Genomic DNA, 21,333 nt, shown 5'->3' with positions numbered 1-21,333 from the left:
GGGGCGGACCTCAAGGCTCACCCCGTGCAGGGCGCGGATGTTGCCGTAGGACTTGCCCGCGTTGCGCAGTTCGACGACCACGTCGCCGCCCTCGCCCTCGGGGTCCGCGATGATCGCGCCGTGGGTTTCGGTGTTCTTGTCACTCATCGGGTCACCTCCGGGTCATGGTGCGCTGGACCCACAGATTGATCAGGACGGCGCCCAGGAGCATGACGCCGAGGAATGCCTTGAACCAGTCAGGGTTCCAGCCGGCGTAGACGATGCCCTGCTGGACCATGCCGAACATGAAGGCGCCGAAGACGGGGCCGATCGCGGTGCCGTAGCCGCCGGTCAGCAGGCAGCCGCCGATCACCGCGCCGGAGATGTAGATCAGCTCGATGCCGACGCCCTCGCCGGACTGCACGGTGTTGAAGGTGAACAGCTGGTGCATGCCGACGAACCAGGCGCCGACGCCGACCAGCATGAACAGCGAGATCTTCGTGAACGCCACCGGGACACCGACGGCGCGGGCGCTTTCCTTGTTGCCGCCGACCGCGAAGATCCAGTTGCCGTACTTGGTGCGCGTCAGCAGCCAGGTGGCGATGATCGCGAACAGGATCCACCAGAACACGGTGATCTTCACCTGGACACCGCCGATGTCGAAGGACGAGGCGAAGACCTTTCTGGCCTGGTCGAACCCGTCCATGTTGCTGATGTCGTCGGTGGCGACGTTGTCAGTGACCAGCTTGGTCACCGCGAGGTTGACGCCCTGGAGGATCAGGAAGGTGCCCAGCGTGACCAGGAAGCTGGGCAGGCCGGTCTTGACGACCATCCAGCCGTTGAAGAAGCCGATCGCCAGCGACACGGCCAGGGCGGCGACGACGCCGACCCAGACGTTCATGGTCAGCTGATAGGCGAGCATGCTCGCGGTCAGCGCCGAGGTGATCACCCCGACACCGGCGGACAGGTCGAACTCCCCGCCGATCATCAGCAGCGCCACCGGGATGGTCACGATGCCGAGGGTGGAGGACTGGTACAGGATGTTCGCCATGGCGCTGGCTTCCCGTACCGGGGGCGCCGCGATCAGGAAGAAGACGTAGACCGCGATGGCGCCGAGGAAGACGCCCACCTCGGGCCGGGCCAACGTCCTGACGAGCAGCGATCGTTGGCCCGTGCGGCCGTCGGCCGGCTTGGGGCCGGAGGCCGGCGGTGTGGTCACCGCCGGCTCAGCGTGTTGGGTCATGCTCGTCACCGGGTGCCCTTCGCGGCGAACTGGGAGACGGCCTCGACGTTGGACTTGTCGACGAACGCGGGACCGGTCAGCACCGGCGCCTCCCCGCCGCCCATGTAGTTGCCGTTGTTCTTGTAGAGCCACAGCGAGTCGATCGCGAGGTAGCCCTGCAGATAGGGCTGCTGGTCCACCGCGAACTGGATCGTGCCCTTGCTGATGGCGCTGGTGAGGTCCTTGTTGAGGTCGAAGGTCGCGATCTTCGCCTTGCTGGCCGCGTCGGACACCGACTGCACGGCCGTCAGCGCGTACGGCGCGCCGAGTGCGGCGACGTAGTCGATCGAGGAGTCCTGCTTGAGCTTGGCGGTGATCGTCGACTTCACCGACGGCATGTCGGTGCCGTTGACGTTGAGAACCTCGGTCTTGCCGGAGAAGGTCTTCTTCACACCGTCGCAGCGCTGGGTGAGGCCGACGTTGCCCTGCTCCTGGATGACGCAGACGACGTGCTTGGCGCCGACCTCGTTGAGCTTCTTGCCGAAGGCCTCGCCCGCGACGCTCTCGTCCTGGCCGAAGAACGACATCAGGCCGAGCTTCTTCCAGTCGCTCACGCCGGAGTTCAGGCCCACGACGGGTATGTTCGCCGCCTTCGCCTTGCCGATGACGCCCTTGAGGGCGTCGGGCTTGGCGAGGGTGACCGCGATGCCGTCGACCTTCTGGTCGACCGCGTTCTGCACCAGGTTGGACTGGTTGCCCGCGTTCGGGTCGTGCGAGTAGATCAGCTTGATGTTGTCCTTGGCGGCGGCGGCCTCGGCACCCTTGCGGACGATGTCCCAGAAGGTGTCGCCGGGCGCCTGATGCGTGACCAGTGCGACGGTCATGCGGGGCGTGGTGGCCTTGCCCGCCGAGGCGTTGCCGCCACCCTCCTCGGACTTCTTGCCCCCGGAGCTGCTGGAGCAGCCGGCGAGGGTCAGGGCTGCAGCCGCGGCCACCGCGACGACGGGGACGAGTCTGCGGGAGCGGGAATGAGAAACGCGGTCCATCTTTCCTGGCACCTCACTGTGCGTTGCGGGGGAAAGGAGAAGGGGATCTCGAAGATCCGAACCCGGGATCTTGGCATGCCCCGGACGTCTGCCGCAAACGCGGCGGTCGGCCTGGGACGGGATCAAACCGCTGGCTGGGTCCGCTGTCAATACTTTGTTAAGACATCATCTCACCGTCAGGTCCGAATGTAAGTACAAACTATTGACAGCGCCGCCCTTCGAGGCCTACACCTGGGATGCGGCAGCCCCTGCGGGTCCCGCATCCCCGATCCAGCTCGAGGAGCGTCGCGCATGACCGAGTCAGCCAGGCCCTTCGACCTGATCACGATGGGCCGAATCGGAGTCGATCTCTACCCCCTCCAGTCGGGGGTGCCCCTGGCCCAGGTCGAAACCTTCGGCAAGTTCCTGGGTGGCTCGGCCGCAAACGTGGCGGTCGCCGCGGCCCGGCTCGGCCGGTCCACGGCGGTGATCACCCGCACCGGCGACGACCCCTTCGGCACCTATCTGCACCAGGCGCTGAAGGAGTTCGGCGTCGACGACCGCTGGGTCGCGCCCGTCGCCGCCCGTCCGACGCCGGTGACCTTCTGCGAGATCTTTCCGCCGGACGACTTCCCTCTGTACTTCTACCGGCAGCCTAAGGCGCCTGACCTGGAGATACACACCGAGGAGCTGGACTTCTTCGCCATTCGGGCGACTCGGGTCCTCTGGATCACCGGCACCGGGCTGAGCGAGGAGCCCAGCCGCTCGGCCACGCTCGCCGCCCTCAAGGCCCGCGACAAGGCCGGCACCACGGTCTTCGACCTGGACTGGCGCCCCGAGCTGTGGAGCGACTCGGCCTGGAAGGACCCCGACCAGGCCCGCCCGTACTACGAGGAGGCGCTGCGGCACTCCACGGTCGCCGTCGGCAACCTCGACGAGTGCGAGGTGGCCACCGGTTTCCGCGAACCGCAGGCGTGCGCCGAGGCGCTGCTGGCGGCGGGCGTGGAGCTGGCGGTGGTCAAGCAGGGCCCCAAGGGCGTGCTCGCGATGCACCGCGACGGCACCACCGCCGAGGCTCCGCCGATGCCGGTGGAGGTGGCCAACGGCCTCGGTGCCGGCGACGCCTTCGGCGGCTCCCTCGTGCACGGGCTGCTGTCCGGGCGGGAACTGGCCGACACCGTGCGGCACGCCAACGCGGCCGGCGCCCTGGTCGCGTCCCGACTCGCCTGTTCCTCCGCGATGCCCACCGAGGCCGAGGTCGAAGACCTCCTCGCGCGCACCGCCGCCTGAAACGGAGCCCCCTGTTGACCCTCAGCATCCCCGACCTCGTCTCGGTCAGGGCCCGCCATCCCGAGGCCGTCGCCGAAGCGGCGGCCCGGCGCACCCGCCGCCCGCTCGTGGGCGGGTCCGGTCGGCTGATGATCGTGGCCGCCGACCACCCCGCCCGCGGCGCGCTCGGCGTCGGCGACCGCCGGCTCGCCATGGCCGGCCGCGCCGACCTGCTGGAGCGCCTGTGCCTCGCGCTGTCCCGGCCGGGCGTGGACGGGGTGCTGGCCACCGCCGACATCCTGGAGGACCTGCTCCTGCTCGGCGCGCTGGAGGACAAGGTCGTCATGGGCTCGCTGAACCGCGGCGGCCTCCAGGGCGCGAGCTTCGAGCTCGACGACCGCTTCACCGGCCACCGCCCGCAGGACATCGAGCGCATGTGCTTCGACGCGGGCAAGCTGCTGCTGCGCATCGACTACGCCGACCCGGGCTCGCTGACCACCCTGGAGTCGACCGCACGCGCGGTCGACGACATGGCGGCCCGCCGCCTCCCGGTGTTCATCGAGCCGTTCATCTCCCGCCGGATCGCGGGGAAGGTCACCAACGACCTGTCCGCCGAGGCGGTCACCAGGTCCGTCGCCATCGCCTCGGGCCTGGGCGGCACCTCGGCCTACACCTGGCTGAAGCTGCCTGTGACCGAGGACGCGGACGACATGCGCGAGGTCCTGGAGACCTCCACACTTCCGGCCGTACTGCTGGGCGGCGAAGTGGGGGACTCGGCAGCGGATCAGGCAGACGCGTACGAGCGGTGGCGGAAGGCCCTCGCGCTGCCGACCGTGCAGGGCCTGGTCGTGGGCCGCTCGCTGCTCTACCCGGCCGAGGGCAGTGTGGAGACCGCGGTGGACACGGCCGTCGGCCTGTTGTGACCTGGCGTTGTGACACGGAGGAACGCAATGACGTATCACCTTCCCGCAGGCAAGGCCCTCGGCGGCCCCTACGTCGTGGACGTCTCGCCCGAGAAGGCCGGCTGGGGCTACTCCAGCCTGCGCGTCCTGGAACTGCCGCCGGGCGGCACACACACCTTCGACACCGGCGACAGCGAGTGGATCGTGCTGCCGCTCAGCGGCGGCTGCACGGTCGCCGCCGACGACGACTTCGGCCATGACACCTTCGAACTCACCGGCCGCGAGGGCGTCTTCAGCGGCGTCACCGACTTCGCCTACGTGCCCAGGGACGCCCGTACGACGGTCACGTCCGCCGGCGGCGGGCGGTTCGCGTTCACCGGGGCCCGCTGCACCCGGCGGCTGCCCGCCCGCTACGGCCCGGCCTCGTCCGTGCCGGTGGAGCTGCGCGGCACCGGCAACTCCTCCCGGCAGGTCAACAACTTCGGCGCGGCCGCCCGCGCCGGAGGCGCTGACGGACAGGGTTTCGAGTGCGACAAGCTCATCGCCGTCGAGGTGATCACCCCGGGCGGCAACTGGTCCTCCTTCCCGCCGCACAAGCACGACGAGCACCGGCCCGGCGAAGAATCCGTGCTCGAAGAGATCTACTACTTCGAGTTCGCCGACCACGAGGGCATCCCCGGCCTCGGCTACCAGCGCGTCTCGCCCTCCGGGCACGGCCGGGGCACCGACGTCCTGGCCGAGGTGCGCGGCGGCGACGTCGTGCTGATTCCCGACGGTTGGCACGGACCGTCCATGGCGGTGCCCGGCCACCACATGTACTACCTCAACGTCATGGCGGGCCCCGAGCCCGAGCGCGCCTGGCTGATCTGCGACCACCCGGACCACGCCTGGGTCCGCGGCACCTGGCCCGAGCAGCCCGTCGACCCCCGTCTCCCCCTCTACACGGCACCGGAGCAGTCCTGATGAGCACCCCCACCCACCGCCTGACCGTCGCCCAGGCCCTGGTGCGGTTCCTGTCCGTCCAGTACACCGAGCGCGACGGCGTACGCCACCGGCTGATCGCGGGCACCTGGGGCATCTTCGGCCACGGCAACGTCGCCGGGATCGGCCAGGCCCTGCTGGAGGCCGGCGAGCAGACGATGCCCTTCCACCAGGGCCGCAACGAGCAGGCCATGGTGCACGCGGCCGTCGGCCACGCCCGCCACCTCGACCGCCTCTCCGCGCAGGCGGTCACCACCTCCATCGGACCCGGTGCCACCAACCTGGTCACCGGCGCCGCCCTCGCCACCATCAACCGCATCCCGGTGCTGCTCCTGCCCGGCGACTACTTCGCCACCCGTGCGGCCGACCCGCTGCTGCAGCAGCTGGAGCACCCCACCGAGGCGGACGTCTCGGTCAACGACACCCTGCGGCCGGTCTCCCGCTACTTCGACCGCGTCACCCGCCCCGAGGCCCTCATCCCCTCGGCCCTGAACGCCATGCGGGTCCTCGCCGACCCCGCCGAGACCGGCGCGGTCACCCTGGCCCTCCCCCAGGACGTGCAGGCCGAGGCGTACGACTGGCCGGAGGAGTTCTTCGCCGAGCGCGTCTGGCACGTACGGCGTCCCGCGCCCGACCCGGTCGAGCTGGCCGAGGCACTGTGGGCGATCCGGGCCGCCGAGCGCCCGCTGATCGTCGCGGGCGGCGGCGTGCACCACAGCCGGGCCGAGGAGGCGCTGAAGGCCCTGGTGGACGCCACGGGCATCCCGGTCGCCTCCACCCAGGCGGGCAAGGGCGCGCTGCGCCACGACCACCCCGCCGACCTCGGCGGCATCGGCCACACCGGCACCGCGGTCAGCGACGCCACAGCGCGCACCGCCGACCTCGTCATCGGCGTCGGCACCCGCTACACCGACTTCACCACCGCCTCCCACACCCTCTTCCAGAACCCGGACGTGCGGTTCGTCAACCTCAACATCGCCGCGTTCGACGCCCACAAGCTGGCGGCGCGCACTCTCGTCTGCGACGCCCGGGCGGGCCTGACGGCGCTGCTGGAGGGGTTGTCCGACCACCACGTCGACATCGAGTACGAGGCCGAGTACCGCGCCGGCAAGGCGAGTTGGGAGCGGGTCGTCGAGGCGGCCTACACCGCCGCCGACGACAACGGCGTGCCGTCCCAGTCGCAGGTGCTCGGCGCCCTGGACGCCGTCGTCGGCGACGACGACGTGGTGATCAACGCGGCCGGCTCGCTCCCCGGCGACCTGCACAAACTCTGGCGGGCGCGTGGCAGGCGCCAGTACCACCTGGAGTACGGCTACTCCTGCATGGGCTACGAGATCCCGGCCGCCATCGGCGTCCAGCAGGCAGCGCCCGGCACCCCGGTGTGGGCGCTGGTCGGCGACGGCACCTATCTGATGATGCCGACCGAGATCGTCACGGCCGTCCAGGAGGGCCTGCCCGTCAACCTCGTCCTGCTGCAGAACCACGGGTACGCCTCCATCGGCGGCCTGTCCGAGACGGTCGGCGGCGAGCGCTTCGGCACCGCCTACCGCTACCGGGCCGCCGACGGAACCTTCTCCGGCGCCCCGCTCCCCGTCGACCTCGCCGCCAACGCGGGCAGCCTCGGGATGGACGTCCTGCGGGCCAAGACGGTCCGCGAACTGCGCGAGGCGCTCGCCACGGCCCGCGCCTCGGACCGCCCCACCTGCGTCTACGTCGAGACCGACACCGCCGGCCCGGCCGCTCCCCCGGCCGAGGCGTGGTGGGACGTGCCGGTCGCCGAGACCGCCTCCCGCGCGGCCGCCGTACAGGCCCGCGAGGAGTACGACCGGCAGGCCGCCGACCGGCGCCGCCACCTCTGAACTCCCCGTATCCGAAAGGCACTTGTACCGTGAAGACCATCACCCACTGGATCGGCGGCAAGCCCGTCGAGTCCGCCTCCGGCCGCTACGGCGCCGTCTACGACCCGGCGACCGGCGCACAGGAGAAGCAGGTCGCGTTCGCGGGCGTCGACGACGTGGACGCCGCCGTCGCCTCCGCCAAGGCCGCGTTCGAGAGCTGGGGCGACGCCTCGCTCGCCAAGCGCACCGCGATCCTGTTCAAGTACCGCGAACTGCTTGACGCCCACCGCGACGAGATCGCCGAGCTGATCACCGCCGAGCACGGCAAGGTGCACTCCGACGCGCTCGGCGAGGTCGCGCGCGGCATGGAGATCGTCGAACTGGCCTGCGGCATCAGCGTGCAGCTGAAGGGCGAGCTGTCGACACAGGTCTCCACCCGCGTCGACGTGGCCTCGATCCGCCAGCCGCTGGGTGTCGTCGCGGGCATCACGCCGTTCAACTTCCCCGCCATGGTGCCGATGTGGATGTTCCCGATCGCCATCGCGTGCGGCAACACCTTCGTGCTCAAGCCGAGCGAGAAGGATCCCTCGGCCTCCTTCCGGCTGGCCGAACTGGCCTCCGAGGCCGGTCTGCCCGACGGTGTGCTGAACGTCGTGCAGGGCGACAAGGTCGCCGTGGACCGCCTCCTGGAGCACCCGGACGTCGAGGCCGTCTCCTTCGTCGGCTCGACGCCGATCGCAAAGTACATCCAGCTCAAGGCGGTTGAGCACGGCAAGCGCGTGCAGGCGCTCGGCGGCGCCAAGAACCACATGCTGGTCCTGCCCGACGCCGACCTCGACTTCGCCGCCGACCAGGCGATCAACGCGGCGTACGGCTCCGCGGGCGAGCGCTGCATGGCCGTGTCGGTCGTCGTCGCCGTCGGCGGCACCGGCGACGAACTGGTCGGCAAGATCGCCGAGCGCGCGAAGAACCTGCGTATCGGCCCCGGCAACGACCCAGCCTCCGAGATGGGCCCGCTGATCACCCGCGAGCACCGGGACAAGGTGGCCTCGTACGTGGCGTCGGCCGCCGGGCAGGGCGCCGAGGTCGTCGTGGACGGCACCGGCTACGCGGTCCAGGGCCACGAGGACGGCTTCTTCCTCGGTGTGTCGCTCCTGGACAAGGTGCCGCTGACGGCGGACGCGTACCGGGACGAGATCTTCGGCCCGGTGCTGGTCGTGGTGCGCGCGGAGACGTACGACGAGGCCATCAAGCTGATCAACGACTCCCGCTGGGGCAACGGCACCGCGATCTTCACCCGGGACGGCGGCGCCGCCCGGCGCTTCCAGCTGGAGGTGAAGGCGGGCATGGTCGGCGTGAACGTGCCGATCCCGGTGCCCGTCGGCTACCACTCCTTCGGCGGCTGGAAGGACTCCCTCTTCGGCGACCTGCACATCTACGGCAACGACGGCGTCGCCTTCTACACCCAGGGCAAGGTGATCACCACGCGCTGGCCGGACCCGGCCGACGCGGGCATCAACCTCGGCTTCCCCAGCCACTCCTGACGCGACGTCAATTGACCAGAGGGAGGTACGCCATGGCGAGGACCGGCGCCACCGCACGTAACGCGACGGCCGCACTCGACTCGCTGGACTTCGCCCTGGACCGGGGCAGTCCGGTGCCGCTGTACTACCAGCTCGCACAGCAGCTGGAGGCGGCGATCGAACACGGGGTCCTCGCCCCGGGAAACCTTCTGGGCAACGAGATCGACCTCTCCACCCGGCTCGGCCTGTCCCGGCCGACCGTCCGCCAGGCCATCCAGTCCCTGGTCGACAAGGGCCTGCTGGTACGCCGTCGCGGCGTCGGCACGCAGGTGGTGCACAGCCAGGTCAAACGCCCCCTCGAACTCAGCAGCCTCTACGACGACCTGGAGGCGGCCGGGCAGGGCCCGACCACGCAGGTCGTCCGCAACGAGCGCGTACCGGCGTCCCCGGACGTCGCGGCCGCGCTCGGCATCGCGGAGGGCGGCGAGGTGATCGTCCTGGAACGGCTGCGCCTGACCCATGGCCAGCCGGTCGCGCTGCTGTGCAACTACCTGCCCGCGACCCTGCTCGACCTGGACACCGGCCGCCTGGAGTCGACGGGCCTGTACCGGATGATGCGCGGTGCCGGCATCACCCTGCACAGCGCCCGCCAGACCATCGGCGCCCGCTCCGCCACCGCCGGCGAGGCGGGCCGGCTCGACGAGAAGGAGGGCGCCGCCCTGCTGACCATGCAGCGCACGGCGTACGACGACACCGGCCGCCCGGTCGAGTACGGGACGCACATCTACCGGGCGTCGCGGTACGCGTTCGACTTCCAGCTGCTGGTCAGCCGGTGATGCGGCTGCCGGACATGCCGCTGCACGACCCGTTCGTCGTCGCCGACGCCGGGACCCGTACCTACCACCTCTACACCTCCAACGACCCTTCCGTGTCGGGCGTGGAGGCTACCGGCACGATGGTCTACCGCAGCCAGGACCTGCGTGACTGGCTGCCCCCCGTCGTGGTCTTCCGGACGGACGGCCGGCCGCAGCTCTGGGCGAGCGACGGCGGCTGGGCCCCCGAGGTGCATCAACTGGGCGGCAGGTACTACCTGTTCACCACGCTGCACAACGAGGACAGACCGCTGCCGGTACCGGCGGCCGACCGGTACGGCACGCCGTTCCAGCTGCGCAACCACATGCGCGGCACGGTCACCGCCGTGTCCGACTCGCTGCTGGGCCCCTTCACCGTCGTCGACCCGTCGCGCCCCACCCCGCCCGCGCATCTGATGACGCTCGACGGCACGCTGTACGTCGACCCGTCCGGGCAGCCGTGGATGGTGTACGCGCACGAGTGGCTGCAGACGATCGACGGCACCATGGAGGCGATCCGGCTCGCCCCGGACCTGACCGCGACGATCGGCGACCCGGTCTTCCTCTTCAAGGCCTCGGACGCCTTCTGGCTCGGCGAGCAGATCCCGGCCGGTGTCCCGCACCAGCTCGCGCCGTACATCACCGACGGCCCCCAGCTGCACCGCGCCCCGGACGGGTCGCTGCTCATGCTGTGGTCGACGTACGAGAAGAACGTGGCGGGTCAGGACGGCACCGTCAGCGGCGGCTATGTGCAGACGTACGCGGTCTCCAGGTCCGGTGAGCTGGCCGGACCTTGGCGGCAGCAGCGACCGCTGGTCCGCGAGGACAGCGGGCACGGCATGCTGTTCCACACCTTCGACGGCCGGCTGATGATGATCCTGCACCGCCCCTTCGACAACGCTCGGGGAAAGCTGTACGAGATGCGGCTCGACGGGCATGAGCTCCGGGTGCTGCGGCGGCGCGACGACCTCGACGGCGGCGGCTGACGGGTGGAGCCGGGGCGTGTCAGCCCGCCGTCGTCCAGGGCCTGAGCTTCTCGGGGTTGCGCACCGCCCAGATGGACCTGATCCGGTCGCCCACGAGGCCGAACGCGATCACCACCACGATCGCGTCGCCCTGTTGCGCGACCAGGCCGGGCTGTCCGTTGACCGTGCGCTCCAGGAGCGTCAGGTCCGGTGCCCGGTCCATGAGTTCGACCATACGGCGGGCGATGCGACCGCTGCCGTGGACCGGCTCGAGCTCGGCGCTGACGAGACCGCCGCCGTCGCCGATCGCCGTGGCGTCGGGGTCGAGGACGCCGATGAGGGCGTCGATGTCCTTGGCCTCCCACGCCTCCTTGAAGGCCCTGACGACGTCCGGGCGGGCGGCTGCCGCGGTCGCCGGCGTCTGCGAGTCGCTGATACGGCGCCGCGCCGAGGTGGCCAGCTGGCGGCAGGCCGCCGGTGTCCGGCCGACGATCTCGGCGACGTCGGCGAAGGGATAGCGGAAGACGTCGTGCAGGATGAACGCCACGCGCTGAGCCGGGGTCAACGATTCGAGCACGACGAGGAAGGCCATGCTGAGCGACTCGTCGAGGGTGACCCGGTCGGCGGGGTCGGCGCCGGTGCCGCCGGACCACCCGGTGATCCACTCCGTGCGGCCGGGCAGCGGCTCCGGAATCCACTCGCCGACGTAGCTCTCGCGCCGGACCCGCGCCGAGCGCAGCAGATCGAGGCAGATACGGCCGGCGACCTTCGTCAGCCAGGCGCCGGGCGAGGCGACGGCCTGCTGCTGCCGCGCGGACATGGCGTACCAGCGGGCGTAGGTCTCCTGGACCACGTCCTCGGCGTCCGCCGGCGAACCGAGCAGCCGGTACGCGACGTTGATCAGCTGCCGGCGCTCACTCATCACCGCGGTCAGGCTCGGGTCGGGCGAGCCGTCTCCTGGCTCGGACTGGCTGGTCATGGTGCGGCGGCTCCCTCGGTCGGATCGGTCCTCACGGGTTCGACGACACAGCGCGGTGAAGTGTGAGCCGCGTTCTCCACCTCACATTCCGCGGCGCTGTCCCGTCGTACCGACCATGACGACCACGATCCACGCCGGCCCCGAGCTGACCGGCGACTACGTCCTCGACACCACCCGTACGCGGCTCGCCTTCGCCGGCCGGGCCGCACTGCTCGTCAAGGTACGCGGCCACTTCGACGACTTCGAGGGCAGCGCGCACCTGGACGCCGGCGCCCCGTCGAGGTCCGGCGCGCGGCTCACCATCCAGGCACGGAGCATCCGGACCCACCACCAAAAACGCGACGACCACCTGCGCAGCGGCGACTTCCTCGCGGCGGACGACCACCCGGTGATCACCTTCGAGTCGACGGGCGTGGAACGCGTCGCCGACACCGATTTCGACGTCACCGGCGGCCTCACCGTCCGCGGCGTGACCAGGCCCGTCACCGTGCGACTCCGGCTGACCGGCGCAGAGAACGACGCGCCGGGCGGCTCCCGCGTCGGTTTCACCGGCCGGGCGACGATCGACCGCACGGAGTGGGGGATCAGCTGGGGCAGGGGGATGGTCGCCAGGAAGGTGACGCTGGAGTTCGAGGTCGCGGCGAGGCGGCCGTAGCCCCGCACTCCCACCTTCAGGAGGTGTCGTCGGGCGTCTTGTCGCTCCGGGGCTTCGACGGTGGTGGTGGATCGAAGCGCACCCGCACCTTCTGGAACCCCTTGAAGGCCTCCGTGGCGGCGTACGAGCGGTAGGCGCGGCGGTCGGCCGGGCTCAGGTTGACCCGGTCCGTGAACGGCGTCAGCAGGCTGCGGGGCCACAGGTGCATGACCCGTACGGCCCCCACCTCGGCCGCCGTGATGAAGATCAGTGCTCCGACGTAGAGCCAGGCGATCAGGCCCAGGACGATGCCGAACAGGCCGTAGGTGGCGGTGGTCCCGCGCAGGACGTGGCTGACGTAATAGGTGCCGACCCATTGCAGCGCCTGCCACGCGCAGGCTCCGCCCAGCGCGACCGCGGCCAGTCGGCGCAGCGGCAGCGTCCGGTGGGTCAGCAGCTTGTAACTGGCGAGCAGCAGAAGGGTGTTGAGGCACACGGATGCCGCCGTGGCGGCGATCCAGGTGCCACCCCTCAGCCGTACGCCGAACACGTAGCTCTGCGAGGCCGCCACCGACAGCAGGGTGAACGCACACAGCCCGAGTGCCAGGATCAGCAGGAACACCAGGCCCTTCAGCCGCGAGTGGAACGGGTCCGGGCGCGCGTGCCGGGGCACTGCCCAGATCTTGTTCAGGGCGTACTGCGCTGCCTGGGCGACACCGAGCGAGCCGTAGAGACTGCCCGCGATACCCACGGCGAGGGCGACACCGCTGCTGTGGAACGAGTGGATGTTCTCGCCGAGCTGGTCGCCGATGACCGGGAACTCGCCGAGCGCCGAGTCCAGGACCCGCTGCCGTAGGGCGGGATCGTCGCTGAGGAAGGTGCTCAGGACGGCGACGAGGATGAGGAGCAGCGGGAAGAGGGAGAGGAAGCCGTAGTAGGTGAGGAGCGCCGCGAGGTATGCGGCCTGGTCGTCGTAGAACTTGTACACGACGGCCAGCGGCAGACCCACCCAGCGGTGACGCCGCTGAAAGCCGTCGACACGCTCGAGAAATCTCATGGCTCGCGACTTCTCTTGCAGTTCCTCATCAGATCGACGGGTTTCCCCTCACCCCGTCGCGAAACGGTCGAACTGGTTGGTGTCGGCCTCTGGGCTTTCGGCGAGGAAGCCGCCCGACTGGTGCTGCCACAGCTTCGCGTACGCGCCCTCGGCCGTGAGCAGCTCCTGGTGGCTGCCCTGTTCCACGATCCGGCCGCGGTCCAGGACCACGAGCCGGTCCATGGTGGCGACCGTGCTCAGCCGGTGCGCCACCACCAGCGCCGTACGCCCCTCCATGAGCCGCCACAGCGCCGCCTGGACGAGGATCTCGCTCTCCGAGTCCAGGGCGCTGGTCGCCTCGTCGAGCAGCAGGACCGGTGCGTCACGCAGGATCGCCCGGGCCAGCGCGACCCGCTGGCGCTGGCCGCCGGAGAGTTTGATGCCCCGCTCGCCGACCATCGTGTCGAAACCGTCCGGCAGCGCGTCGGCGAACTCCGTGACGTGCGCCGCCTCGGCCGCGCGCCGGATCTCGGCGTCGGTGGCGTCCGGCCGGGCGAAGGCGATGTTGTCGCGCAGGGTGCGGTGGAACATGGCCGGGTCCTGCGGCACGTAGGCGATCAGGCCGCGCAGGTCGGCCTGGCGCAGTGTGGTGATGTCCTGGCCGCCGATCAGGATCCGGCCACCCTGGACGTCCGTCATCCGCAGCAGCAGCCGGGTCAGTGTGGTCTTGCCGCCGCCGGACCGGCCGACGAGTCCGATCTTCGTCCCGCTGGGCACGGCCAGCTCCAGGTCCTTGAAGAGCGGGTCCGCTCCCCCGTGGGCGAAGGTCACGCGCTCGAAGCGGACATCTGCGGGCCCGGGCAGCAGCGGCTTCGGTTCCGCGGGGTCGAGCACGGTCGGCTTGGCCAGCAGCAGCTCCGTGAACTGCGCGGCCTCCGTCATCGAGCTCTCCAGGCGACGGTAGATCTGGTTGAAGTCGAACATGATCTTCGTCGCGTTGGTGTAGTAGGTGAAGGCGACGACGACGGCCTCCACGCCGTGTCCGCCCCCGCTGAGCGCGACCGCGAGCAGCAGGCCCAGCACGTTGGTCAGGACGGACATCGGTGCGACCAGCGTGTCGATGCGCAGGTTGCCGTAGTCCCACGACTTCAGCATGAGGCGGCGCGACTGGGCGACGCGGCGCCGGTGCTCGGCGGCCTCCATGGGCTCGGCGGCGAAGGCGCGCACCGTGTCCATGTTCATCAGGCTGTCGGCGACGTGCCCCGACACCCGGGCGATGGCCTCCTCGCGCTGGTCGACCAGCGCCTGACGGCGCCGGATGAGCGGCGCGACGCACACGGCCGTCAGCGCGATCATCGCCAACAGGCCGACGACGAGCAGGGGTTCGTAGCGCCACAGCACGATCGATCCGAACGCCAGCGGTACGACGCTGCCCAGCACGTTGAACGTCAGCGTGTCCGCGAAGTCCTCGAAGCGCGACGCGAAGGACAGCACCCGCTTGGTCAGCGCCCCGGCGAAGTTGTCGTGGAAGAACGCGGCGTCCTTGGCGAACAGCTCGTCCATCCCGATGACATACAGCTGCTCGACACCGCGGGCGTCGAGGCGGTTCAGACAGTGCAGGCCGATCCGCCACAGCACCTCCGCCAGCAGCAGGATGCAGGCGAAGCCGAGGACGTAGGGCAGAGCGGACCCGACGTCGGTGCCGCCGTCCGCGGCGATACGGCTGACGAGCTTGGCGACGACCAGCGGTGCGACGTAGTTGATCCCGATGTTGCCCACTGCCGGCAGCAGCATCGCGGGCACTGTCAGCAGCCGCAGCCGGGCCAACTCCCGTCCGTAGTAACGAAGCGCCAGGTGCACGGAGCCCCTGCGCGGCGGAATTTCACGCGATTCAGGTAATCCCATCCCGATCCTGTCTGGTCGTGGCAATCCGGGCAGACAAGGATGGGAGTGTCCCGCGACGGCGGGTGCGCAGTCCAAGCGTTTTCCGGTCGTCGGCAGTGCGGGCGGAGGTGGCCCGCCGCTGCGACACTGACCCCTGTGTCGTCCCTGGAAGGCACCCTCCTGCGGCAGGTCGTCGACGATCCGCGGGGGCTGCCCGAGCAGCTGGCCCTGTTCGCCGTGCGGCACCTGGGCGCCAGGGCCCGGCGCACGGTGGCCGCCCTGCCCGAGGGCGGCGAACCGGAGTCGGCGCGCGCCGAGGTGGTCCGGCGGGGCCAATCGGGCCGCCACGGCCGAGGGGGCCTTCGTCGGCGGGCCGTTCCTGCTGTTCATCCCGGTCGCCTTCTGCGCCGCCCTGCTGCGTCAGGCCCGTATCGTCCTGGAACTGGCCGCGTTGGACGGCCGCGAACCGACGGACAAGGAACGGGCCTGCGAACTCCTCGTCCTCCAGGGCGTGTACGAGGACGAGGCCACCGCGCGGGCGGCCCTGACCGCGTACCGCCCCCGGCCGCCCGGGCGCCGGCCCCGCCTGGCCGCCCTCTGGGACCTCATCCGGCGCATGGCCCGCCTCCTCGGCCTGAACACACCGAACGGATCCGCCGGCCGGGCACCGTGGTGGGTCCGGACAGGCCGCCGGCTGCTGGTGGGCGCGGTCTTCCTGACGGGTCTGGTGGCCCCTTTGGTGTGGCTCCCGTACATGGCCGTCTCCTACGACCGCGCCACCACCCGCCTCACCGACCGCGCCGTGCGCTACTACTTCGCCGACGTCCCGGTCCCCACCCGGCGACGCCTCGAACCGGCCACGCTGGCGAGCACCGGGCGGGCCCTGCTGTCCCTGCTCATCCCGATCGCCACGGTCGTCACCGTCCTCGCCACCGACCTGCGCATGGCCGGCAGCAACTGGCCGGTGCTGGGGATCACGCTGACGGTGACGTCGCTCGTGGTGGGCGGGGTGTGGGTGTGGCGGCGGTCGGTGCGGCGCCGTCGCGAAGGCCCGTAGGCCGTTCGCCCGCCACCGCTGCACGGGCTGTCGTGGCAACGGCCCGACACGCGAGAAGGGCCCTCAACAGGCATTCGCCTGCGAAGACCCTTCATCACACCGTCGGGACGACAGGATTTGAACCTGCGACCCCTTGACCCCCAGTCAAGTGCGCTACCAAGCTGCGCCACGTCCCGGTGCGCTGTACGTGGTGAACCACGTGATCGCGCGGACAGTACTTTACCCCACGTCGGGGACCGCTTTCGAAGCGGGCCGTGGGGGCGCGCGACAATCGGTGCCATGGACAGCAGCACATCCTCAGCAGACGCGGGACGGTCGGCGGTCGCGCGGGACCGGGACGGTGAGGGGCGGGCGCGCAACGCGCGGCCCCGGGACGGGCTCGGGCGGCCGCTGCCGTACGGCGCGGACGGGATCGAGCGGCAGCCCGAGGGCGTCGTGCGGACCCCGGAGCAGACCGTCGCCGAGGCGCAGGAGCTGCTGGACGCGGGTAAGCCCTTCCATGCGCACGAGGTGTTCGAGGATGCCTGGAAGTCGGGCCCGGACGAGGAGCGGGCCCTGTGGCGGGGCCTGGCGCAGATCGCCGTCGGGCTCACGCATGCCGCCCGCGGGAACGTCACGGGTGGCGCCCGCTTGCTGCGGCGCGGTGCCGGGGCCGTCCAGGAGTGGGCCGCGGAGGCGGGTCGGCAGCAGCCGTACGGGATGGATCTGGCGGGGGTGGCCGGCTGGGCGCGGGAGCTGGCCGGCGAGGTGGAGGGCAGCGGCGAGGCCGTCGACGCCGGTGCTCGGGCCCCTCGGCTGCGGGGGCGGACCCCGTAGGTCACCACTGTCGGTGGCGTACGGCAGACTCGGGGTGTGCGAAAGATTCATGTCATCGGTATCGGCGCTGGCGACCCCGACCAGCTGACGCTGCAGGCGGTCAAGGCGCTGCGGAGCACGGACGTGTTCTTCCTGCTCGGCAAGGGCGAGGTGAAGGACGACCTCACGCAGCTCCGCCGGGACATGCTCGATGCGCACATACCGGACCCGGGGTCGTACCGCGTGGTCGAGGCCAGGGATCCCGAGCGGGACCGCAAGGCCGGCGGTGCGGCCTATTCGCCCGCCGTCGGGGACTGGCGCAGCGCCCGTGCGGACATCTACGAGCGGCTGATCGCCGAGGAGCTGGGCGAGGACGAGACCGGCGCGTTCCTGGTGTGGGGGGATCCGGCGCTCTACGACAGCACGCTCGGGATTCTCGAGGAGGTGCGGGAGCGGGGGGCCGTCGACTTCGCGTACGACGTCGTGCCCGGCATCAGCAGCGTCTCGGCGCTCGTCGCGCGGCATCGTACGGGGCTGAACCGCGTCGCCCGGCCCGTCCAGATCACCACCGGGCGGCGGCTCTCCGAGGGCTTCCCGGAGGGGGTCGACGACGTCGTGGTCATGCTGGACGCGCACCAGTCGTTCCGGCAGTACGCCGACGAGGACATCGACATCTACTGGGGGGCGTACATCGGCACCCCGGACGAGATCCTCGTCTCGGGGCCGATCGGCGAGGCCGGGCCGGAGATCGAGCGGGTGCGGGCCGAGGCGCGGGAGCGCAAGGGCTGGATCATGGACACGTACCTGCTGCGCCGGCACCCCGAGAGGCGTCACTCCGAGAAGTGAGCGTCAGCGGGCCCGGCGTGCGCGCCGCCGGGGCCACCCGAGCGGACCGACCCGCATGCACCGCCGGTCCACCGGTGTGATCGTGACCTCGTGACCGCCACCGAGGACTCCGCCCCGCCCGCCGCAGTTCCTCGGCCGGAGGGCTGTCCGACCCGGAACGGGCTTCTCCTCTCCCACACCGAGGCGGCGCGCGCGAGGCGGCGGTCATCAGCCGGGCGTGGGGCACCTGGCTGGAGGAACGGGCGCGGCAGGACATCGGCCGCCCGCCGGGCACCGACCTGCGCGCAGCGGTGGACACGATCGCGAAGCGTCTCCTGGCCGAGGACCTGAGCAACGGACTGACCGAGCGACAGCCGGAGTTGACGTCGAGCCGGGCGCCGACCCGAAGGCCGGCCACCCGGGGACGCTTCAACTCCGTTGACGCCAAGGCGAGTCGAGTCCCAGCCGCTCCAGCACCGCCGCCACATCCGGCACCGCGCTCACACCCTCGGGCAGCGGCGGCCGGCGCACCACGACCACCGGCAGCCCGAGTTGGCGTGCGGCGGTGAGCTTGGCGGCCGTCGCCTCTCCCCCGCTGTCCTTCGTGACCAGGACGTCGATGAGGTACTCGCGCAGCAGCGTGGTCTCGCCGGCGACCGTGAACGGCCCACGCGCCAGCAGCACTTCGGTGTGCGGGGGCATCGGCGGCTCGGGGGGCTCGACCGACCGTACGACGAAGTGCAGGTCCGTCAGGTGCGCGAAGGCGCCGAGGCCCAGGCGGCCGGTGGTCAGGAACGCGCGGGAGCCGAAGCGCGGCAGCAGGTCCGCGGCCCCGGCCGGCGACGGGACCATGTGCCAGCGGTCCTCGGGGCCCGGCCGCCAGCCCGGGCGGCGCAGCACGACCGCGGTCACGTCGCTCGCCGCGGCGGCCTGCGCGGCGTTCGCCGTGATCCCTTCGGCGAAGGGGTGCGTGGCGTCGACGAGGGCGTCCACGTGCTGTTCGCGCAGCCAGTCGGCCAGGCCCTGCGGCCCGCCGAAGCCGCCGACGCGTACGTCCCCGGCCAGCGCGCCCGGCCGGGTCACGCGCCCCGCGAGCGAGGTGGTGACGCGCACACCGGGACGTGCCGTGAGCGCGGCGGCCAACTCGCGCGCCTCGGTGGTGCCGCCGAGGATCAGGACGTGGGGGGACATGGGGTGAGCGTACGAGGTCGGGAGCGGGACGGTGCGCGGGGGACGACTCCCGCATCGCTCAGATCACCATCCGCCCCCGAACACTATGAACAGAACGATCAGAGCGTGGTTCTGGGCCGCCCCCCTCCCTAGCATCGCCGCCGGAGGCGCGACGCGGCGCCGACGAGGACGAGGAGCAGCGTCTTGGAGACGACGAGAACGCGCGCACCGATCCGCAGAGCGAGCCGGCGCCGGCGTACGGGAGTGCTCGCCTCCCTGGCCGCGGCCGCGGCCGCGCTGGCCGGTGCGCCTCCCGCCCAGGCGGGCACGGCACCGCCGGCAGCCGTGGCGTGTCCGGCCGAACTCGGCACGAAGGCCACGTGCTACACCGGCCAGGACGCCGACGGCGCGGCCTACGCGATCGCCGTCCCGAAGGACTGGAACGGCTCCCTGGTGGTGCACGCCCACGGCGGCCCCGACCTCGGCGCCGGCTCGGACCCGCAGCGCAGCGTCGACGACCTGGCCCGCTGGTCGGTGATGGTCGACCAGGGGTACGCGTGGGCCGGTTCGTCGTACCGCCGGGGCGGCTACGGCACCCGGATGGCCGTGGAGGACACCGAGAACGTGCGCCGGCTGTTCGTCGAGCGGTTCGGCAAGCCGAGGCGGACGTATGTGCACGGCCAGTCCTGGGGCGGGGACGTGGCCGCCAAGGTCGTCGAGACGTACGGGCGCGAGAACGGCCCCTACGACGGCGCGCTGCTCACCAGCGGTGTGCTGGGCGGCGGCTCCCGGGGCTACGACTACCGGGTGGACCTGCGCGTCGTCTACCAGTACTACTGCCACAACCACCCCCGCCCGGCCGAGCCCCGGTACCCGCTCTGGCAGGGGCTGCGCGCCGACTCGACCATGACGACGACGGGGCTGCGCGCCCGGCTGCAGGAGTGCACGGGCTACGCCTCGCCTCCCGAGGAGCGCACCGCGCTGCAGCAGCGCAACCTCGACGACATCCTGGCCGTAACCCGTATCCCCGAGCGCACGCTGGAGTCGCATCTGCGGTTCGCGACCTTCACCTTCCGGGACATCGTGCGCGACCGGCTCGGCGGCCGTAATCCGTTCTCCGACAAGGGCGTGCGGTACTCCGGTTCGCACGACGACAAGGCCCTCAACGCCGGTGTCGAGCGGTTCTCCGCAGATCCCACCGCCGTACGCGATCTGTCCTACGACAGCGATCTCACCGGCAGGGTGTCGATCCCGGTGCTCACGCTGCACGCGATCGACGATCCGACGGCGTTCGTGGAGCACGAGGCGGCCTACCGGGCCACGCTCCAGGGCGCGCACCGGGACCGCTACCTGGTGCAGACGTTCACCGACGAGCACGAGCACAGCGAGCTGAGCAACTCGGAGTACGCCAACTCCATCACCGCGCTGGACAGTTGGGTACGCACCGGCCGGAAGCCGACGCCCCGGTCGCTCGCGGACTCGTGCGGCGCCTTCGACCGGACGTACGGGACGGGCTGTTTCTACGAACCCGGCTTCCACCCCTCCGCCTACGCCACGCGCGTGCGGCCGCGGCCGGGCGGGCTGCACTGGCCCGCGATGACGGCGGCGCAGGAGAAGGCGTGGAGCACGATCGACGGGGTCGGCATCGCGCCCTGACGGACCGGACATGCCGAAGGGCGGCCCCCTGCCGGGAGGCCGCCCTTCCGCGGCTCGTCAGCCCTGGCGGGCCTTGAAGCGCGGATCCTTCTTGTTGATGACGAAGACCACGCCGCGGCGGCGGACCACCTGGGCCCCGGGCTTGGACTTCAGCGAGCGCAGGGAATTGCGCACCTTCATGGTTCTGCTCTCCTAGTGACGCGTCGCGGTGCGGCCGTAGCGGCGCTCGAAGAGCTCCACACGGCCGGCGGTGTCCAGAACCCGCGACCTGCCGGTGTAGAAGGGGTGGCTCGCCGACGAGATCTCCACGTCGATGAGCGGGTAGGTGTTCCCGTCCTCCCACTCGATCGTCTTGGCCGAGTCGGCGGTGGAGCGGGTCAGGAACGCGGCGTCCGCGGCGCGGTCGCGGAAGACCACGAGCCGGGAGTCGGGATGGATGCGGGGCTTCATGGGGTTACCTCCTCGGTACCAGGTGTGTCGAGCTGCGCGGGTCGGTTCAGCGCTCTTCGCGGAACGCGACGTGCTCGCCGACCACCGGGTCGAACTTGCGCAGAACCAGTCGGTCGGGGTTGTTCCGGCGGTTCTTGCGGGTCACGTAGGTGACTCCGGTGCCGGCCGTCGACTTCAGCCTGATGACGGGACGCGCGGTGCTGCGTGCCATGAGGTCCTCCCTTCGCCCACGCCCTGGATCACTGATCCGAGCATGTCAATCACAGTGGCTGTAACGCAGCCATCCCCCGCC

General features: G+C 71.1%; 21 protein-coding genes, 1 tRNA gene and 2 pseudogenes. 13 read left to right on the top strand and 11 right to left on the bottom strand.

All coding sequences use genetic code 11. The annotated features are described in order from the left end of the window. The 3 genes and pseudogenes from ACGFYN_RS41515 to ACGFYN_RS41505 all read right to left on the bottom strand — a co-directional run. Positions 1 to 147: pseudogene (locus tag ACGFYN_RS41515) on the bottom strand (sugar ABC transporter ATP-binding protein); the annotation flags it as partial. Positions 148 to 151: 4 nt separating this feature from the next. Then, positions 152 to 1,222, bottom strand: a complete 1,071-nt coding sequence (locus ACGFYN_RS41510; protein WP_393871194.1) for an ABC transporter permease — start codon at positions 1,220 to 1,222, stop codon at positions 152 to 154. A 5-nt stretch (positions 1,223 to 1,227) separates the two neighbouring features. Continuing rightward, entirely contained in the window at positions 1,228 to 2,247 is a 1,020-nt protein-coding gene (locus ACGFYN_RS41505) for a sugar ABC transporter substrate-binding protein (protein WP_393871193.1), read from the bottom strand. A gap of 291 nt (positions 2,248 to 2,538) precedes the next feature. Here ACGFYN_RS41505 and iolC point away from each other — a divergent pair, with 291 nt between their 5' ends. The 7 genes from iolC to ACGFYN_RS41470 are packed head-to-tail and all read left to right on the top strand — an operon-like array spanning position 2,539 to position 10,576. Further along, positions 2,539 to 3,516: a 5-dehydro-2-deoxygluconokinase gene (iolC, locus tag ACGFYN_RS41500; protein ID WP_393871192.1), complete on the top strand. Its 978-nt coding sequence runs from the start codon at positions 2,539 to 2,541 to the stop codon at positions 3,514 to 3,516. A 14-nt stretch (positions 3,517 to 3,530) separates the two neighbouring features. Further along, positions 3,531 to 4,418 carry a deoxyribose-phosphate aldolase gene (locus ACGFYN_RS41495; RefSeq protein WP_393871191.1) on the top strand — a complete coding sequence of 296 codons (888 nt, stop codon included), beginning with the start codon at positions 3,531 to 3,533 and terminating at the stop codon, positions 4,416 to 4,418. 27 nt (positions 4,419 to 4,445) lie between these two features. Further along, positions 4,446 to 5,360, top strand: coding sequence for a 5-deoxy-glucuronate isomerase (gene iolB, locus ACGFYN_RS41490; RefSeq protein ID WP_393871190.1), 915 nt, complete (start codon positions 4,446 to 4,448; stop codon positions 5,358 to 5,360). After that, on the top strand, positions 5,360 to 7,237 hold the full coding sequence (gene iolD, locus ACGFYN_RS41485) for a 3D-(3,5/4)-trihydroxycyclohexane-1,2-dione acylhydrolase (decyclizing) (RefSeq protein ID WP_393871189.1): 1,878 nt from the start codon (positions 5,360 to 5,362) through the stop codon (positions 7,235 to 7,237). The genes iolB and iolD overlap by 1 nt, the downstream gene beginning before the upstream one ends. Positions 7,238 to 7,266: 29 nt before the next feature. Next, positions 7,267 to 8,760, top strand: a complete 1,494-nt coding sequence (locus ACGFYN_RS41480; RefSeq protein WP_393871188.1) for a CoA-acylating methylmalonate-semialdehyde dehydrogenase — start codon at positions 7,267 to 7,269, stop codon at positions 8,758 to 8,760. Between the two features lie 32 nt (positions 8,761 to 8,792). Next, positions 8,793 to 9,575, top strand: a complete 783-nt coding sequence (locus ACGFYN_RS41475) for a GntR family transcriptional regulator (RefSeq protein WP_393871187.1) — start codon at positions 8,793 to 8,795, stop codon at positions 9,573 to 9,575. 14 nt (positions 9,576 to 9,589) lie between these two features. Continuing rightward, positions 9,590 to 10,576 (top strand): glycoside hydrolase family 43 protein, encoded by a 987-nt coding sequence (locus ACGFYN_RS41470; protein WP_393871186.1) that lies wholly within the window; start codon positions 9,590 to 9,592, stop codon positions 10,574 to 10,576. A gap of 19 nt (positions 10,577 to 10,595) precedes the next feature. Here the strand turns inward: ACGFYN_RS41470 and sigJ are convergent, their stop codons facing one another. Then, a complete protein-coding gene (sigJ, locus tag ACGFYN_RS41465; protein ID WP_393871185.1) occupies positions 10,596 to 11,534 on the bottom strand; it encodes an RNA polymerase sigma factor SigJ in 939 nt (312 codons plus the stop codon). 115 nt (positions 11,535 to 11,649) lie between these two features. On the opposite strand from sigJ, the gene ACGFYN_RS41460 reads away from it, so the two are divergent. After that, complete coding sequence (locus ACGFYN_RS41460) at positions 11,650 to 12,189, top strand: YceI family protein (RefSeq protein WP_393871184.1); 540 nt, start codon at positions 11,650 to 11,652, stop codon at positions 12,187 to 12,189. Between the two features lie 16 nt (positions 12,190 to 12,205). Here ACGFYN_RS41460 and ACGFYN_RS41455 read toward each other — a convergent pair whose 3' ends face one another. Further along, positions 12,206 to 13,225: a YihY/virulence factor BrkB family protein gene (locus ACGFYN_RS41455; RefSeq protein WP_393871183.1), complete on the bottom strand. Its 1,020-nt coding sequence runs from the start codon at positions 13,223 to 13,225 to the stop codon at positions 12,206 to 12,208. A 48-nt stretch (positions 13,226 to 13,273) separates the two neighbouring features. Next, positions 13,274 to 15,109, bottom strand: coding sequence for an ABC transporter ATP-binding protein (locus tag ACGFYN_RS41450; RefSeq protein ID WP_393871182.1), 1,836 nt, complete (start codon positions 15,107 to 15,109; stop codon positions 13,274 to 13,276). A gap of 430 nt (positions 15,110 to 15,539) precedes the next feature. Here ACGFYN_RS41450 and ACGFYN_RS41445 point away from each other — a divergent pair, with 430 nt between their 5' ends. Next, positions 15,540 to 16,145 carry a hypothetical protein gene (locus ACGFYN_RS41445; RefSeq protein ID WP_393871181.1) on the top strand — a complete coding sequence of 202 codons (606 nt, stop codon included), beginning with the start codon at positions 15,540 to 15,542 and terminating at the stop codon, positions 16,143 to 16,145. A gap of 102 nt (positions 16,146 to 16,247) precedes the next feature. Here the strand turns inward: ACGFYN_RS41445 and ACGFYN_RS41440 are convergent. Continuing rightward, positions 16,248 to 16,321, bottom strand: a tRNA-Pro gene (locus ACGFYN_RS41440). 103 nt (positions 16,322 to 16,424) lie between these two features. On the opposite strand from ACGFYN_RS41440, the gene ACGFYN_RS41435 reads away from it, so the two are divergent. The 3 genes and pseudogenes from ACGFYN_RS41435 to ACGFYN_RS41425 all read left to right on the top strand — a co-directional run. Further along, entirely contained in the window at positions 16,425 to 16,961 is a 537-nt protein-coding gene (locus ACGFYN_RS41435; protein ID WP_393871180.1) for a DUF309 domain-containing protein, read from the top strand. Positions 16,962 to 16,997: 36 nt separating this feature from the next. Next, positions 16,998 to 17,786, top strand: coding sequence for a precorrin-6A synthase (deacetylating) (cobF, locus tag ACGFYN_RS41430; RefSeq protein ID WP_393871179.1), 789 nt, complete (start codon positions 16,998 to 17,000; stop codon positions 17,784 to 17,786). A gap of 138 nt (positions 17,787 to 17,924) precedes the next feature. After that, positions 17,925 to 18,157, top strand: a pseudogene (locus ACGFYN_RS41425) (MFS transporter); the annotation flags it as partial. 37 nt (positions 18,158 to 18,194) lie between these two features. Here ACGFYN_RS41425 and ACGFYN_RS41420 read toward each other — a convergent pair. Further along, positions 18,195 to 18,956, bottom strand: a complete 762-nt coding sequence (locus tag ACGFYN_RS41420; RefSeq protein ID WP_393871178.1) for a cobalt-precorrin-6A reductase — start codon at positions 18,954 to 18,956, stop codon at positions 18,195 to 18,197. A gap of 243 nt (positions 18,957 to 19,199) precedes the next feature. Between ACGFYN_RS41420 and ACGFYN_RS41415 the strand changes: the two genes are divergently transcribed. Further along, positions 19,200 to 20,591 carry a hypothetical protein gene (locus ACGFYN_RS41415; protein ID WP_393871195.1) on the top strand — a complete coding sequence of 464 codons (1,392 nt, stop codon included), beginning with the start codon at positions 19,200 to 19,202 and terminating at the stop codon, positions 20,589 to 20,591. A gap of 57 nt (positions 20,592 to 20,648) precedes the next feature. On the opposite strand, the gene ykgO is transcribed toward ACGFYN_RS41415, so the two are convergent. From ykgO to rpmG, 3 genes are read right to left on the bottom strand one after another with little or no spacing between them, the layout of a single operon-like run. Continuing rightward, entirely contained in the window at positions 20,649 to 20,771 is a 123-nt protein-coding gene (ykgO, locus tag ACGFYN_RS41410; RefSeq protein ID WP_248775818.1) for a type B 50S ribosomal protein L36, read from the bottom strand. 12 nt (positions 20,772 to 20,783) lie between these two features. After that, positions 20,784 to 21,041 carry a type B 50S ribosomal protein L31 gene (locus ACGFYN_RS41405; RefSeq protein WP_393871177.1) on the bottom strand — a complete coding sequence of 86 codons (258 nt, stop codon included), beginning with the start codon at positions 21,039 to 21,041 and terminating at the stop codon, positions 20,784 to 20,786. Between the two features lie 46 nt (positions 21,042 to 21,087). Next, positions 21,088 to 21,252, bottom strand: coding sequence for a 50S ribosomal protein L33 (gene rpmG, locus ACGFYN_RS41400; protein ID WP_393871176.1), 165 nt, complete (start codon positions 21,250 to 21,252; stop codon positions 21,088 to 21,090). Positions 21,253 to 21,333 lie beyond the last annotated feature (81 nt).

This window comes from Streptomyces sp. NPDC048419, from assembly GCF_043200415.1.
GTDB lineage: Bacteria > Actinomycetota > Actinomycetes > Streptomycetales > Streptomycetaceae > Streptomyces.
This window is presented reverse-complemented; position numbering and strand designations above follow the sequence as displayed.

Excerpts from the sequence above, each read along its gene's own strand:
- ACGFYN_RS41505 (WP_393871193.1), bottom strand. The coding sequence starts at position 2,247 with ATGGACCGCGTTTCTCATTCCCGCTCCCGCAGACTCGTCCCCGTCGTC.
- ACGFYN_RS41510 (WP_393871194.1), bottom strand. The coding sequence starts at position 1,222 with ATGACCCAACACGCTGAGCCGGCGGTGACCACACCGCCGGCCTCCGGC.
- ACGFYN_RS41450 (WP_393871182.1), bottom strand. The coding sequence starts at position 15,109 with ATGGGATTACCTGAATCGCGTGAAATTCCGCCGCGCAGGGGCTCCGTG.
- ACGFYN_RS41475 (WP_393871187.1), top strand. The coding sequence starts at position 8,793 with ATGGCGAGGACCGGCGCCACCGCACGTAACGCGACGGCCGCACTCGAC.
- iolD (WP_393871189.1), top strand. The coding sequence starts at position 5,360 with ATGAGCACCCCCACCCACCGCCTGACCGTCGCCCAGGCCCTGGTGCGG.
- rpmG (WP_393871176.1), bottom strand. The coding sequence starts at position 21,252 with ATGGCACGCAGCACCGCGCGTCCCGTCATCAGGCTGAAGTCGACGGCC.
- ACGFYN_RS41460 (WP_393871184.1), top strand. The coding sequence starts at position 11,650 with ATGACGACCACGATCCACGCCGGCCCCGAGCTGACCGGCGACTACGTC.
- ACGFYN_RS41420 (WP_393871178.1), bottom strand. The coding sequence starts at position 18,956 with ATGTCCCCCCACGTCCTGATCCTCGGCGGCACCACCGAGGCGCGCGAG.
- ACGFYN_RS41455 (WP_393871183.1), bottom strand. The coding sequence starts at position 13,225 with ATGAGATTTCTCGAGCGTGTCGACGGCTTTCAGCGGCGTCACCGCTGG.
- ACGFYN_RS41470 (WP_393871186.1), top strand. The coding sequence starts at position 9,590 with ATGCCGCTGCACGACCCGTTCGTCGTCGCCGACGCCGGGACCCGTACC.
- iolC (WP_393871192.1), top strand. The coding sequence starts at position 2,539 with ATGACCGAGTCAGCCAGGCCCTTCGACCTGATCACGATGGGCCGAATC.
- iolB (WP_393871190.1), top strand. The coding sequence starts at position 4,446 with ATGACGTATCACCTTCCCGCAGGCAAGGCCCTCGGCGGCCCCTACGTC.
- ACGFYN_RS41405 (WP_393871177.1), bottom strand. The coding sequence starts at position 21,041 with ATGAAGCCCCGCATCCATCCCGACTCCCGGCTCGTGGTCTTCCGCGAC.
- ACGFYN_RS41435 (WP_393871180.1), top strand. The coding sequence starts at position 16,425 with ATGGACAGCAGCACATCCTCAGCAGACGCGGGACGGTCGGCGGTCGCG.
- ykgO (WP_248775818.1), bottom strand. The coding sequence starts at position 20,771 with ATGAAGGTGCGCAATTCCCTGCGCTCGCTGAAGTCCAAGCCCGGGGCC.
- sigJ (WP_393871185.1), bottom strand. The coding sequence starts at position 11,534 with ATGACCAGCCAGTCCGAGCCAGGAGACGGCTCGCCCGACCCGAGCCTG.